Source organism: Arthrobacter pigmenti (assembly GCF_011927905.1).
GTDB lineage: Bacteria > Actinomycetota > Actinomycetes > Actinomycetales > Micrococcaceae > Arthrobacter_D > Arthrobacter_D pigmenti.
The window spans coordinates 3,319,783-3,334,517 of record NZ_JAATJL010000001.1 but is presented as its reverse complement, the minus strand read 5'-3'; the positions used below and the strand labels follow the sequence as shown (position 1 = coordinate 3,334,517).

Annotated in this window: 12 protein-coding genes; 7 read left to right on the top strand and 5 right to left on the bottom strand. The window is 62.7% G+C overall.

Annotated features, from left to right (window positions below):
- Positions 1-27 precede the first annotated feature (27 nt).
- On the top strand, positions 28-2,724 hold the full coding sequence (gene aceE / locus BJ994_RS15630) for a pyruvate dehydrogenase (acetyl-transferring), homodimeric type (protein ID WP_167995349.1): 2,697 nt from the start codon (positions 28-30) through the stop codon (positions 2,722-2,724).
- Between the two features lie 68 nt (positions 2,725-2,792).
- Here aceE and BJ994_RS15625 read toward each other — a convergent pair whose 3' ends face one another.
- On the bottom strand, positions 2,793-3,806 hold the full coding sequence (locus BJ994_RS15625) for a PHP domain-containing protein (RefSeq protein ID WP_167995348.1): 1,014 nt from the start codon (positions 3,804-3,806) through the stop codon (positions 2,793-2,795).
- Positions 3,807-3,953: 147 nt separating this feature from the next.
- Positions 3,954-4,511 (bottom strand): DUF805 domain-containing protein, encoded by a 558-nt coding sequence (locus BJ994_RS15620; protein WP_245192310.1) that lies wholly within the window; start codon positions 4,509-4,511, stop codon positions 3,954-3,956.
- Between the two features lie 294 nt (positions 4,512-4,805).
- Here BJ994_RS15620 and uraD point away from each other — a divergent pair, with 294 nt between their 5' ends.
- From uraD to BJ994_RS15590, 6 genes are all read left to right on the top strand, one after another.
- Positions 4,806-5,300 carry a 2-oxo-4-hydroxy-4-carboxy-5-ureidoimidazoline decarboxylase gene (gene uraD, locus BJ994_RS15615; protein WP_167995347.1) on the top strand — a complete coding sequence of 165 codons (495 nt, stop codon included), beginning with the start codon at positions 4,806-4,808 and terminating at the stop codon, positions 5,298-5,300.
- A complete protein-coding gene (gene uraH, locus BJ994_RS15610) occupies positions 5,297-5,638 on the top strand; it encodes a hydroxyisourate hydrolase (RefSeq protein WP_167995346.1) in 342 nt (113 codons plus the stop codon). Before uraD ends, uraH begins: the two co-directional genes overlap by 4 nt.
- Before the next feature lies 1 nt (position 5,639).
- Positions 5,640-6,581 carry a factor-independent urate hydroxylase gene (pucL, locus tag BJ994_RS15605; protein ID WP_167995345.1) on the top strand — a complete coding sequence of 314 codons (942 nt, stop codon included), beginning with the start codon at positions 5,640-5,642 and terminating at the stop codon, positions 6,579-6,581.
- A gap of 76 nt (positions 6,582-6,657) precedes the next feature.
- A complete protein-coding gene (locus BJ994_RS15600; protein ID WP_167995344.1) occupies positions 6,658-8,223 on the top strand; it encodes a nucleobase:cation symporter-2 family protein in 1,566 nt (521 codons plus the stop codon).
- Positions 8,224-8,372: 149 nt separating this feature from the next.
- Positions 8,373-9,722 carry an 8-oxoguanine deaminase gene (locus tag BJ994_RS15595; RefSeq protein WP_167995343.1) on the top strand — a complete coding sequence of 450 codons (1,350 nt, stop codon included), beginning with the start codon at positions 8,373-8,375 and terminating at the stop codon, positions 9,720-9,722.
- 129 nt (positions 9,723-9,851) lie between these two features.
- Complete coding sequence (locus tag BJ994_RS15590) at positions 9,852-10,835, top strand: substrate-binding domain-containing protein (RefSeq protein WP_209066925.1); 984 nt, start codon at positions 9,852-9,854, stop codon at positions 10,833-10,835.
- Positions 10,836-10,842: 7 nt separating this feature from the next.
- Here the strand turns inward: BJ994_RS15590 and BJ994_RS15585 are convergent, their stop codons facing one another.
- From BJ994_RS15585 to BJ994_RS15575, 3 genes are read right to left on the bottom strand one after another with little or no spacing between them, the layout of a single operon-like run.
- Complete coding sequence (locus BJ994_RS15585; protein WP_167995341.1) at positions 10,843-11,553, bottom strand: sulfite exporter TauE/SafE family protein; 711 nt, start codon at positions 11,551-11,553, stop codon at positions 10,843-10,845.
- A gap of 55 nt (positions 11,554-11,608) precedes the next feature.
- The gene (locus BJ994_RS15580) at positions 11,609-13,039 is read right to left on the bottom strand and encodes an amidohydrolase family protein (protein ID WP_209066923.1); all 1,431 of its coding nucleotides are present in this window, start codon (positions 13,037-13,039) and stop codon (positions 11,609-11,611) included.
- The gene (locus BJ994_RS15575) at positions 13,036-14,403 is read right to left on the bottom strand and encodes a uracil-xanthine permease family protein (protein ID WP_167995340.1); all 1,368 of its coding nucleotides are present in this window, start codon (positions 14,401-14,403) and stop codon (positions 13,036-13,038) included. The genes BJ994_RS15580 and BJ994_RS15575 overlap by 4 nt, the downstream gene beginning before the upstream one ends.
- Positions 14,404-14,735 lie beyond the last annotated feature (332 nt).

Sequence of the window (14,735 nt, the reverse complement as noted above, 5' to 3'; positions counted from 1 at the left end):
GCTCCGGGGCGCGAAAGAGGTTTTGGGATGGCTGCTGATCAGGGGATTGTGGGTTCGGGTTCTGTTGATTCGGATCCGGAGGAGACGGCTGAGTGGGTTGAGTCGTTTGATCAGTTGGTTGATGTGCGGGGTTCGGAGCGGGCTCGTGAGGTGTTGGGCCGGTTGTTGGCCCGTGCTGGTGGCCGGTCTGTGGGGTTGCCGCCGGTGGTGACGACTGATTATGTGAACACGATTCCGGTCGATGAGGAGCCGGAGTTCCCGGGGGATGAGGAGATTGAGCGGAAGTACCGGGCGTGGATGCGGTGGAATGCTGCGGTGATGGTGCATCGGGCGCAGCGTCCGGAGATTGGTGTGGGCGGTCATATTTCCACGTACGCGGGGGCGGCGACCTTGTATGAGGTGGGGTTCAATCATTTCTTCAAGGGTAAGGATCACCCCAGTGGTGGGGATCAGATTTTCTTCCAGGGCCACGCGTCCCCTGGGATGTATGCGCGGGCGTACCTGGAAGGGCGGCTCACCGAGGAAGACCTGGATGGGTTCCGGCAGGAGAAGTCCAAGGCCGGGCATGCGTTGTCTTCGTATCCGCATCCGAGGTTGATGCCGGAGTTTTGGGAGTTCCCGACGGTGTCGATGGGGATCGGTCCGATGAACGCGATCTATCAGGCCCAGTCCAACCGGTACCTGCAGAACCGGGGTATCAAGGACACCAGTGGGCAGCAGGTGTGGGCGTTCCTCGGGGACGGGGAGATGGATGAGCCCGAATCGCGGGGGTTGTTGCAGCTGGCCGCGAATGAGGGTCTGGATAACCTGAATTTCGTGATCAATTGCAACCTGCAACGCCTGGACGGGCCGGTACGGGGTAACGGGAAGATCATGCAGGAGTTGGAGGCGTTCTTCCGTGGGGCCGGGTGGAACGTGATCAAGGTCGTCTGGGGCAGGGAATGGGATGACCTGCTTGAGGCTGATACCAGCGGGGACCTGGTGAAGATCATGAATGAAACCCCGGACGGGGACTATCAAACCTACAAGGCCGAATCCGGTGGGTTCGTGCGGGATCACTTCTTCGGGAAGACCCCTGCGACCAAGGACCTCGTCGCTGACATGAGCGATGCCCAGGTGTGGGGCCTCAAGCGCGGCGGACACGACTACCGGAAGGTCTACGCCGCCTATAAGGCTGCTACCGAGTTCACCGGTAAACCCACCGTGATCCTGGCCAAAACCGTCAAGGGCTACGGACTCGGCGCGCACTTCGAAGGCCGCAACGCCACCCACCAAATGAAAAAACTCACCCTCCAGGACCTCAAAGACTTCCGCGACCACCTCCGCATCCCGGTCTCGGATGAGGCTTTGGAAGCCGATCCGTATGCTCCTCCCTATTACCACCCCGGGCCGGAGTCAAAGGAGATCCGCTACCTGCTGGACCGGCGTCGTGAACTGGGTGGTTTCGTTCCGGAGCGGCGAACCCGCGCGAAAGCACTCGATTTGCCGGGGGACAAGGCATACGAAGTCGCCAACCGCGGATCGGGCAAGCAGCAGGCGGCGACCACGATGGCGTTTGTCCGCCTCCTGAAGGACCTGATGCGCGAGAAGGGCCTTGGGCCGCGGATCGTTCCGATCGTGCCGGATGAATCCCGCACTTTCGGCATGGACGCCTTCTTCCCGACCGCGAAGATCTATAACCCGCAAGGACAGAATTACCTCTCCGTAGACCGGGATCTGGTGCTCGCGTATAAGGAGTCAGCGGCCGGCGCTATCCTGCATCCGGGCATTAACGAAGCCGGCGCCGTCGCGGCTTTCACGGCTGCAGGCACGGCATACGCCACCCAGGGTGAGCCATTGATCCCGGTCTACGTCTTCTACTCCATGTTCGGGTTCCAGCGCACCGGCGATTCATTCTGGGCTGCCGGAGACCAGATGACCCGCGGGTTCATCATCGGTGCCACCGCAGGCCGCACCACCCTCACCGGCGAAGGCCTCCAACACGCCGACGGCCACTCGCCCATCCTCGCGTCAACCAACCCCGCGGTCATCACCTACGACCCGGCCTACGGGTACGAACTCGGCATCATCATGCGCGCGGGACTCGAACGCATGTATGGTGCGGATTCCGCGGATCCGAACGTCATGTATTACCTGACCGTCTACAACGAGCCCATCATCCAGCCGCCGCTGCCCGAGGGGCTCGACGCCGGGGCGGTCGTTCGTGGTCTCTACCGGCTCAAGCCAGGGCACGACGACGACGGCGCCCCCAAGGCGCAGATCCTCGCCTCCGGCGTGGCAGTGCCATGGGCTCTCGAAGCGCAGCAGATACTTGCTGACGAGTGGGGTGTGTCCGCGGATGTGTGGTCAGTGACGTCCTGGACCGAACTGAGGCGTGACGCGCTCGCCGCAGAGGAAGACGCCTTCCTCAACCCCGGCGAAGAAGCACGCGTGCCCTTCGTCGCACAACAACTCGGCGAAGCACCCGGACCCATCATCGCCGTCTCGGACTACATGAAAGCCGTCCCCGACCAGATCCGGCAGTTCCTCCCCCAGGACTTCGCCACCCTCGGCGCCGACGGCTTCGGCTTCTCCGACACCCGAGCCGCCGCACGACGCTACTTCAAGATCGACTCACACTCCGTCGTCGTACGCACCCTCGAACTCCTCGCCAAACAAGGCAAAGTCGACCCCGACACACCCCGCCAAGCAATCGAAAAGTACTCACTGCTCACCCTCCCCTGACGATCGAGTCAGCAGGACACGCCGTGTATGCCCGCTCTGAAGCGGCGTGTCCTGCTGAGTCGATGGGATTATGAGCGGGCCCAGTCCAGGAGCTTTTCCAGCGGCCAGGTGGTGATGATGCGCTCGGGCGGAACGCCGTTGGCTTCGGCGCGCTGCGCACCGTACTGGAGGAAGTCGAGCTGGCCCGGGGCGTGGGCGTCGCTGTCGATGCTGAAGAGGCAGCCGGCGTCGAGTGCTAACTGGATGAGGTCGTCCGGCGGATCCTGGCGTTCGGGCCGCGAGTTAATTTCGACGGCGACGTTGTGCTCGGCGCAGGCGGCGAAGACCTTTCTCGCATCGAATTCGGACTGGGGGCGCTGACCGCGCGAACCCTGGACGAGGCGTCCGGTGCAGTGGCCCAGCACGTTGGTGTGGGGATCGCGGATGCCGCCGAGCATGCGTTCGGTCATGGTCCGACGGTCCGATCGCAGTTTCGAGTGGATGCTCGCGACGACGATGTCCAGTCGGCCCAGTATCTCATCCGACTGATCGAGCGTGCCGTCCTCCAGGATGTCCACTTCGATGCCCTTGAGTAGGCGGAAGGCGCCGCCGTCGTCGTTGATTTGGTCCACGACCGTGAGCTGGTCCGTCAGCCGTTCCGCGCTGAGGCCGTTGGCGACCTTGAGGTTGGGGGAGTGGTCGGTGAGTGCGAGGTACTCGTGGCCGAGTGCGCGGGCCGCTTCGACCATGAGCGGGATGGGGCTGCCGCCGTCGGACCAGTCGCTGTGGCTGTGGAGGTCTCCGCGGAGTTTGGCCCTGAGTTCACTGCCGCTGTCGGTTAGTGCCTCTTTCGAACGTTCGCGGAGGTCCGCCAGGTAGGCGGGGACGTCGCCGTCGAGTGCCTGGGTGATCACCTCGAAGGACCGGTTGCCGATGCCCTTCATCCGTTTGAGGCGGCCGTCACGGGCGAGCTGCGCGAGCTCCTCCGGCTCCAACTCGGCGATCGTCTCTGCTGCCCGGCGGAAAGCCTGCACCTTGAAGCTTGGAGCCAGTTCACGTTCCAGCCAGAAGGCAATCTCGTTCAGGGCTGCGGCAGCGTCCATCCGCCCATTCTGCACCATGACCGCTTGCTGCGGTCAGCTTCTCGACGGTAGGGAAGGTCGAGGGAGCACCTCCTGAATCGAGCGGGCGGAAATAACGACTTCTCGGAAGAATCGTCGTTATTTCTGTCCACTCGATTTTCTAGGAGGCTACCGCCCGGGATAATCCTGGCCATAGCCCTGCCCTGGCTGCCCGTAGCCCCCACCGGCAGGACCGTATCCGCCCGGACCGTACCCGGCATTCGCATCAAAGCGCGCGCCCTGGGGATTGCTGGGCAGGAGCATGAAGATCAGCACAACAATGCTGCCGCCGGGAATGAAGCTGAGCAGGTACCACCAACCGCTGAAGTTGCCGTCGTGCAGGCGACGCACGCTGACGGCGATGCTCGGAATGATGATTGCCAGGCCGTACAGGGAGACCAGGATGGCGCCCACAATGAGGCCTCCGCCTGGGGTGCCGGTTTCCGGATCCATGCCGATGAAGGCTCCGGCGATCATCACCACCGACAGCACCATGCTGACGAGGAAGTTGAACAGCACCACCCACCAGTACTCGCTCCGGCTCGCACGGCCCGAGAAGGTGGCGTACTTCTTGAAGAACCGCTTCACCGCTGAACCGAAAGATGCATCGTGGAGCGGCTGGTCGAGTCTGGCTTCGGAAGTGGGTTGGGCCGTGGCCGGGTGGTAGCTCATGCTGGTGCCTTTCATGGTGAGACTGTCGGGAATCACTGTAGTCAGCCCGGGCGACTTTGTAGATGGGGACATCTCTCCGGATCGCGGCGCAGCCCGTATGATGTGACCTACACAACACAAAAGTCGGTGACAGAAAACCCTTGACAGGGAAGCTGTGACGAGGACTACAATGAATTCGGAATAAAGATTCCACGATACAAAAACTAAGCGGTACACAAACTACCGCCGGAGACATCGAGTCAAATCGAATTCGTTCGAGGGTAAGGGTGTTCAGCGCCGGCGTTAGCGCTCTACAGAAAGCTGACACCCATGAGCTTGTCCACCCTCAACACATCCTCTCCGGCGGAAGCCGCCGGCATCCTGAAACCATGCGTTGATATCCCACGCTGGGTCAACGCGATTGTCGATGCCCGACCCTTCTCCTCCGAAGCTGAACTCATCGACTTCGCCGAGCGCGCCGCGTACCCCTGGACCGAGGCGGAGATCGACGGCGCCCTCGCCCATCACCCACGCATCGGCGATCGTGCGCAGGGGAACACCGCAGAAGCAACAATGTCCCGCGGTGAGCAGGCCGGCGTCAGCACCGCCGTCGAAACCCAAACCGCGCTCCAGGACGGCAACCGGGCCTATGAGGAGAAGTTCAACCGCGTCTTCCTCATCCGTGCGGCAGGCCGCAGCGCCGAGGAGATCCTCGCCGCACTGAACGAGCGCCTGGGCAACTCGCCCGAACAGGAGCTGGACATCATCGCCGTTCAGCTCCGCGAAATTGCCATCCTACGACTCAAGGGGGTCCTTGCAGCATGAGCCGCAGCCACATCACCACCCACGTGCTCGATACAGGGACCGGGCGGCCCGCCGCCGGCGTCGCCGCCCGGCTGGACCGGCAGGAATCCGGGGGCTGGCAGGAGATTGCCTCAGGAACCACCGACGACGACGGCCGCATCGCCTCCCTGGGACCCGAGGCCCTGGAGCGGGGAACCTACCGGATCGAGTTCGAGACCGGGAAGTACTTTGCCGCGACCAGTACAGAGACCTTCTTTCCTTCGGTCTCGCTCATCTTCGAACTCACCGACCCGGCACAGCACTACCACGTGCCGCTTTTGATTAGTCCATTCGCCTATTCCACCTACCGAGGAAGCTGACATGACTGCAACAACCACTGAACCGAACGCCGCGCCTAAAGCCGCTTCCGGCCGCATTGTCCTGGGGCGCAACCAGTACGGCAAGGCCGAGTGCCGGCTCGTCAAGGTCACCCGGGACACCGCCCGCCACCAGGTCGAGGACCTCAATGTCACTTCGCAGCTGCACGGCGATTTCGAAGCCGCGCACACCGAAGGCGACAATGCGCAGGTCGTCGCCACCGACACCCAGAAAAACACCGTCTATGCATTCGCCCGTGACGGCGTGGGTTCGCCCGAGGCGTTCCTCCTGCGCCTTGGCAAGCACTTCACCGAGAACTTCGAATGGGTGACCGGTGGCCGCTGGGCCGCTGAACAGTACTTCTGGGACCGCATCAGCGACCACGACCACGCCTTCCTCCGCAACAAGTCCGAGACCCGCACCGCCGTACTCCTGATTGAGAACGGCGTCCGACACATTGTTGCGGGCATGCAGGACGTCACCGTGCTGAAGTCAACCGGCTCGGAGTTCCACGGCTACCCCCGGGACCGGTACACAACCCTGAAGGAAACCACCGATCGCATCCTTGCGACCGATGTGACAGCGCGCTGGCGCTACAACCCGGACGCAACGGACATCGATTTCAACGGCATCTACGCCAGCGCACGCAGCATCATGCTCGACGCGTTCGCGCAGACCCACTCCCTGGCACTGCAGCAGACTCTGTTCCAGATGGGCAAGCAGGTGCTCGAGGCCCACCCCGAGATCGAGGAAATCAAGCTGTCCCTGCCGAACAACCACCACTTCCTGGTGGATCTGGAACCGTTCGGCCTGGACAACCCCAACGAAGTCTTCTTCGCGGCCGACCGGCCATACGGGCTCATCGAGGCAACCATCGAACGTGAGCGCGAGGGGGACACCGCAGGCGAAGCACGGATCTGGGAAAACATCCCGGGATTCTGCTGACCAAATAGAGCGGCCGGACACCTGCACGTGTCCGGCCGCTCAGCAACTACTCATGTGAGACAAGGAAGTCATACTCATGAAAGCAGTCAGTTCCATGAAACACCATGCAGCGCCCCAACGTCCTGAAGATGAGCGCCTGCCTCTTGGCCGGACCTTCGCGTACGGATTCCAGCACGTTCTCACCATGTACGGCGGGATCATCGCCGTACCGCTGATCGTCGGCACAGCGGCGGGACTTTCGCAGGACGATATCGCAGTTCTCATCGCGTCCTGCCTCTTCGTCGGCGGTGCGGCGACCATCCTGCAGAGCTACGGCGTCAAGTTCTTCGGCTCACAGCTACCACTGGTCCAGGGTGTCTCCTTCGCCGGGGTCGCGACCATGACCGCCATCCTCAGCGGCGGCGGAGGTCTCCAGACCGTCTTCGGGGCGGTCCTCGTGGCCTCCGTGATTGGCCTGGTCATTGCACCGTTCTTTGCGAAGATCATCAAGTTCTTCCCGCCGGTTGTCACCGGCGTCATCATCACGACGATCGGCCTCACCCTCATGCCGGTGGCCGCCAACTGGGCTATGGGCGGGAATGCCACGGCAGATGACTACGGCAGCCTGACCAACATTGCGCTCGCCGCGGGAACCCTCGCGCTGGTGCTGCTGCTGAGCAAGCTGGGCAACGCGGCGATCTCCCGGCTGTCCATCCTGCTGGCGATCGTCGTCGGCACGGTGGTGGCAGCCCTGCTTGGGCTGGCGGACTTCTCCAACGTGGGCAGCGGTGCAATCTTCGCCTTCCCGCAGCCGTTCGCCTTCGGTTGGCCGGTCTTCGACCTCGCGGCAATCATCTCGATGACCATCGTGATCCTGGTCTGCATGACGGAGACCACGGCGGACATCCTCGCGGTCGGCGAGATCGCCAAAACCAAGGTGAACTCCCGCCGCATCGCCGACGGTCTGCGCGCCGACATGCTCTCGAGTGCGCTTGCCCCGGTCTTCAACTCCTTCGCCCAGACAGCGTTTGCCCAGAACGTCGGCCTGGTCGCCATCACGGGCGTCCGAAGCCGCTACGTGGTGACGGCGGGCGGTCTCATCATGGTGGTGCTTGGGCTCCTGCCGATCCTTGGCCGCCTGGTGGCAGCGGTTCCGACGCCGGTGCTCGGCGGTGCGGGCATAGTCCTCTTCGGGACGGTGGCCGCCAGCGGTATCCGCACCCTCGCCAAGGTGGATTACCAGGACAACATGAACCTTGTGATCGTCGCGGTGTCCCTTGCCTTCGGCATGATCCCCGTCGTCGCACCGACCTTCTACGACGAGTTCCCCAGCTGGTTCGGCGTCATCTTCCACTCGGGCATCAGCTCCGCGGCCATTATGGCGGTGCTGTTGAACCTCCTCTTCAACCACTTGAAGGCAGGCAATCCGGACCGTGCTTCCGTTTTCGTGGCCAGTCCGCCACGCATGGTGCGTGAGGATGAGCTCACCGCCCTCCAGGACGGCGACAGCTACCAGGGCGGCAAGCTGGTTGCGGCCGACGGCACCGAAGTGCCGGTGGTGACCGCCGCCCAGTACCAGGTAGTCAAGGAGAAGCTGGAGAACGGCGAGATCGAGTGCGTGGAAGACATCCGCAAAATCTGTGACGAGGACACCAAGCACTAACTAGTTCGTCCTTACCTACCTGCGCACTCGGGTAGGTAGGTAAGGATTCCACCCTGGATCAGCAGACAGGACCACTGAGCTGACGGCGCCAACCGCCGTCGTCGGTGGTCCTGTGCCGTTTCACCACCAACCTGAAACGGAAAAATTCCATGTCCACACGTACCTGGATTCGCGACCCGCTGGCCATTTTCACCGCGAACGACGACGACGCCGGCGGCGGGCTTGTCCTCGACGGCGCCACGATCGCGGAGCTCGTCCCCGCCGGATCCACACCAACTGTCCCGTACGATTCCGAGTTCGACGCACGCTCGCACGTGGTGCTACCCGGCCTGATCAACACGCATCACCACTTCTACCAAACCCTCACCCGAGCCTGGGCGCCCGTGGTGAACGTTCCTCTGTTCCCCTGGCTGGTGAATCTCTACCCGGTGTGGGCGCGGTTGACCCCGCGCGATCTTGAACTGGCGACGACGGCGGCGCTCGCCGAGCTCCTCCTCTCCGGTTGCACCACAGCCGCGGACCACCACTACCTGTTCCCGGGAGGCATGGAGGAATCCATCGACGTTCAGGTGTCTGTGGTGCGGCGGCTGGGGATGCGGGCGATGCTTACGCGCGGTTCGATGTCCTTGGGAGAGGACGACGGCGGCCTGCCGCCCCAGCAGACGGTGCAGGAGCCCGAAGTGATCCTGGCAGACAGCGAACGGCTGATTTCGCGTTACCACGAGCGGGGCGACGGCGCGCAGGTGCAGATTGCGCTGGCACCGTGTTCACCCTTCTCGGTCACCACGGAGATCATGAAGGAGAGCTCTGCGCTGGCCGACCTCCACGACGTCCGTCTGCACACGCATCTCGCAGAGACGCTGGACGAGGAGGACTTCTGCCGGGAGCGGTTCGGTCTGCGGACGGTGGATTACCTGGACAGCGTCGGTTGGTTGGGCCCACGGACGTGGTTGGCGCACGGGATCCATTTCGACGATTCCGAGGTGGCCAGGCTGGGCGAGGCGGGCGTTGGCGTTGCCCATTGTCCGACGTCGAACATGCGGTTGGCATCCGGGATCTGCCGGGCCGTCGAGCTGGAGGAAGCCGGCGTCTCGGTGGGATTGGGTGTGGACGGTTCGGCGTCGAACGATGCCTCGAACCTGATCCTCGAAGCACGGCAGGCCCTGTACATCCAGCGGCTGCGCTATGGAGCGGAGCAGGCGACGCCGGAGCGCGCGCTGGGGTGGGCAACCCGGGGGTCAGCTGCCGCGTTGGGTCGTCCCGATGTCGGGGAACTCGCTGTAGGGAAGCAGGCCGACCTCGCGATGTTCCGGCTCGATGACCTGCGTTTCTCCGGGAGCCATGATCCGCTGTCCGCGCTCCTTCTGTGCGGTGCCGACCGCGCCGACCGCGTGATGGTCGGCGGGCAGTGGCGGGTGGAGGATGGCGCCGTCGTCGGGCTGGACCTGGAGGGGCTGATTGCAGAGCACAGCGCCGCCGCGCGCCGCCTGGTTGGATGACGCTTCATCAGGTGACGCGTTGCGGCGGGCTTACTGGCGCCGGGTAGAGTCTGGCGAAGGGATAGTGTTCGAGCAAATGGTCGCCTGGGAGGGTATGTGGGTTCAGGGAAGCGTCCCACGATTACCGACGTGGCGCGGGCAGCGGCCGTTTCACCCACCACTGTGTCGCACGCCCTGAACAATCGGGGATACGTGGATCCGCGCACCCGGGAAAAAGTGCGACGGACGGCGCAGGAGCTTGGTTACCGTCCCAACGTCCGCGCTCAGCGATTGCGTGCAGGCAGCGCGCAAACCGTTGGCCTGGTGGCGTCGATGCCTACTTCCATTGCGGCAGGGCCGTCCAAGTTGGGGTTCTTCATGGAGGTCGCTGCTTCCGCTGCGGAGACTGCCCTGATGCACGGTTTTGCGATGATCCTGGTGCCGCCCCTGGAAACGCAGTTGGAGTTGGGTCAGTTCGATATAGATGGTGCTGTGGTGGTGGAGCCGGAGGAGAATGACCCCGCGACTACGCGGCTGCGAGCGCTCGGAGTGCCGGTGGTCAGCTTGGGGAGGCAGCCAGGCGCCGAGTCCGAGATCCCGTATATCGACCTGCATTCCCATGAGACCGGGGAACTGCTGCTGAATCACCTCCACGGTCAGGGTTCCCGGAAGATAGCTCTGATGATCGGTTCCGGGCTCCGGCACTCATACATCGACGTGGCGGCCGCGTATTCGGACTTCGTGTCCGCACATGGGCTTGAGTCCATCGTCATTCGGTTGGATGAGCATGAGGGCGAGGCCGGCGGATATCGTGCCGCCCTCGCCCTGCTCGAGTCACACCCAGACGTCGACGGCATCTGTGCGCTGGTGGATGCCTTCGCCGTCGGAGTAGTGCGGGGACTTCAGGAGAAGGGCCGGAAAGTACCTGAAGACGTCAGGGTGGTCACCAGGTATAACGGACTGAGGGCCCAGACGTGCAAACCGGCACTGACCGCCGTCAACCTGAACCTCGGCACGGCTGCTGATCTCGCCGTAAACCTGCTTCTGGAACACCGCGAGGGCAACACGTCACGACACGTTGTGTCCGGACCGCCCCAGGAGTTGGTGGAGCGGGCCTCCTCCGTCATTCCGTAGGCCTTCTTCATCCCTGAAAGAGGACGGCAACGCCAGATACCAGGGCAAAGCTCAGAACGATGGTTCGCATGCGCTTGCCTCCCAACCGGTGATGAATCGCTGCGCTGGTCAGGGCACCGACCACCAGGGCCGGAAGCAGGTACATCGCCATCTGCAACTGGTGGACCTGTACGTTGCCGGTCGCAGCGAGCAGCCCGAGCGACATGATCTCCCCGATGAGGAAGCAGAAGGCAACGGTTGACCGAAGGACCGGCGCCGGCCGGTGCTGGTAGGCCAGCACCAGCGGCGGCCCGCCTATCCCGGTTGCCGTCTCCGTAACCCCGGTAACGGCCCCGACGGCAAGCAGTGCGCTCCTGCCCGCCTTGAAGGACGGCACCACCAGGGATACCAGGGCCGCGAGGATCGTGGAGATCCCGATGAGGAGACTGAGGCCGGACGGCGGAACGGCGACAAGCACCCAGAAGCCTCCCGCGGTACCGGCGATGCGCCCGACGGTGATCCAGCCCGCCCCCTGCAGGTCCAGGGCGTGACGTTCACGCCAGACAACATATGCGTTTAACGGCAGCATCAGGACAAGCAGCAGAACAGGCAGGAGTGCTGGCTCAAAGAACCCGACAACCGGGGCGACGATGAGGGCAAATCCCATGCCGGTACTGCCCTGCACCAGGGAAGCGATGGCTACGGTCACCGCTACTAGGATGAATATCTCAGTGCTCAAGTGGTTCCTTCAGTTTGTATCTAGTCGGCATCCGCCGGTTGCTGTCGACGTATGGTCAGCCGACGGCGCTGGGCACTGGCATCCGGTTGCGTTGCCGGAGTGCCTGATGTTCGGTCGCAGTCGGGTGAAGCCGTCGTACCGGCGCCTCTCCCATTACCCGGTGGGCAACATCCCTGGCCTCCTGCAGGAATGTTCGCGCGTCCCAGTCCACGGGCCATCCTTCCCACAGCCTCAGCTGGCCGGCGACGACCACCGCCGAGATCTGATCGCGGTTGGCGTATCGAACCAGCTCCCAGGTTGGATCCCAGGACGGCTGCATTTCAGGGACGGACCAGTCAAGGACCAGGAAATCCGCCGATTTGCCGACGGCGATCTCCCCGGTGACATCTCCGATTCCGGCTGCCTCCGCGCCGCCCTGGGTTGCATGATGGATCCAGGTCCAGCCGCCGCCGCAGGACGAGTCACCCGTCTGTAGGCCAAATGCGAGCCGCTGGGCCAGTTCGGCGACATCAACGAGGCGGAAACCGTCACTTCTGGTTCCATCAGTCCCGATGCCGAAACGGACACCTCTCTCGGCAAAGTGCAGGGCGGGAGCCACAGCGTTGCCCTTCCACGCACTGGCAACGGGGTTATAGCTGACGGCGGCGTCTGTTTCCTCGAGAAGCCGCAGCTCGCGTGGGGTCAGCAGCGTTGCATGGGCGGCCAGGGTCTGCGGTCCCAGCGCGCCGATCGAGTGCATGTATTCCAGGGGTCGTAGTCCGCAGCGTTCAATGGATCGCTCCACCGAAGCCAGGTGTTCGTTGAGATGAACCTGGTACGCCGCGTTCGCATCTGCTGCCAGCAACGAGGTATCCCGGAGCACTACGTCGCTTGCCGCTTCGGGAATCGATACTGCCAGAGATGGGTGGACCAGTGATTCCGCTTTCCACCGGCTCAGATGGGCCTGGGCCTCCCGCATGATGGTTCCGTGGTCGATCAGGGAACCATCCGGTGCCATGTCATTACAGATGTATCCGAGGACGCACCGCAGCCCGACGTCCTGTGTCGCCGCCGCCACCGTGCCGACGTCCACGTTTGCCCTGGTTCCCGCGTCGCAGACCGTTGTGAAACCGCCGCGAAGCGACTCCAGCGCAGCCAGCTTCGAGGCAATGTAGATGGATTCGTCATCCAGATGCTGTTCGAGCGGCACCCATAGCCTGCGGAAGATCTCGGAAGGTTCGCCGCACACCATCGATTTCCCGAAGCTTTGCGTCAGGTGATGATGCGTATCGATGAATCCCGGCATCAAAAGATGATGCTCAAGGTGAACCGGGGAAAGGAGCGGGTTGTCCGCGATCAAGGTCGCTGCTGGCCCGATCTGGCTGAACATTCCGTTGGTAACGACGACGCCGTGGCCACGGACGGGCCCTGACGGCAGGAGGAGTAGTTCCGGAAGGAGCAGCATGGTTTCGCTGCTGAGGTGCTTGACGGTGAGGGGAGTATTCACAGGGTGTCTTTCACTTGGTTATCGGTATCAGATTGGGGTTCAGAATTCTCGGCGGGTTCGCTACGGCGTTTACCCAGATGGAGAAAAACGATGTTCATGATGACGCCGACGAACGCGGTCATTGCCACGCCGCTGCCGAGGAGGATTCGCGCATTCGGCGCAAGCTGGTCATACATGCCGGGTACAAGGATCGGCATCAACCCTGCGGACAGGGCGACGGCGGCGATGATCGTGTTGCGGTGATCGTTGAAGTCGACCCGGCGGAGCATCTGGAATCCCATGGCGACGATGATGGAGAAGACGATGACAGCGGTGCCCCCGACCACAGCTGAGGGTATGCCGGCCATCACCTGGCCAATAGGCGCCAGGATGCCAATGAGGATCAGGATGAATCCGGCGCCGACTGTGACGAAGCGTGAGCGCACACCGGTCGCTTTGACGATTCCGATGTTTTCACCGCTCGTGACAATGAGTGAGGTTCCAAAGAACCCGCCGAGGAGCGACATGATGGCATCGCCTCGGATGGTCTTGGGTGCATCCTGTTTCGCGACCACCTTCTTGCCGACCACTTCACCGTTGAGGACCGTTTGCCCGGTTGCCTCGGCCATTGAGGCAATGCTAAATATCAGCAACGGCAGGGAAGCGAGCAGGTCGAACTCAGGGGGGCCGAAGGGAAGGAACTGCGGAAGCGAGACCACATTTCCCTCTCCGACACCCGCAAAGTCTGTGAGTCCCATGGTCGCCGCGAGCAGTGTTGCGGCCACCATGCCAAGCAGCACGGAAACGGGACGCAGTGAGGTGGGCAGGAGACGGTAGAACAGGACGATAAGTACGATCGTGGCGACCCCAAGGGTTAGGAAGTCCAGACGCCCAAAGTCCTCCGTACCTGGCTGTCCGGTGATGAGGAAGGCCGAGTGCTTCACCAGGTTGATGCCGATTACTACGATCATGGTGCCGACGACGACGGTGGGAAAGAACTTGAGCAGCCGCGCAAAGAGCGGAAGTACGAGGAAGTAGAAAACACCGGTCAGGATTACGGCGCCGGTAGCCATCTGGAGGCCGTGTTCCTGCGCGATCATCAGGAACATGATGATCGGCGCGCCGCCGGGCAGCATGACGAAGGGCAGCTTCGCCCCCAGCTTCCACGGCCCGAATGACTGCAGAAGGGTGCCCAGACCCGACAGGATAAATGTTGCGCTTAACAGGTTGGTTGTCAGCGAATCGGAAAGCCCTAGGGTCTGACTGACCAGAAAGACCGCCGACAAGGGTGTGGCAACCATGACCATGACGTGTTGCAGCCCCAACGGGATGAGGCGGCGAAGGGGTGGAACTTCGTCCACCGGATGAACTTTTGAATCATTCATGATGTGACTTCTCTCAGGGGAGGTGTTTCGTCTGACGGCACTGCTTTGTGCCGTTTCGGTAAGAGTTCCTCGCGCTGGATGGCCGCAGGATCGGTTCATTGGCCACTCAGGAAGTGTGGAGAGGGAACTGCCTTGTGAGGCTGTCCCAAATCGTTTTGGTAGACTATGCGCAAGATCACTTTCGTGTCAATGGATCGGCACAGTGGAGCTGTAGATTGGCGGGATGAGCACTTTCCTGGTGGTTCTCCGCAGGTGTGATCATGCGTTGCCTGCAGTGTGGGCGCCTGGGGAAAAAGACATTCAGGTTCCGCACTCCCTGGCATGACGCCGCC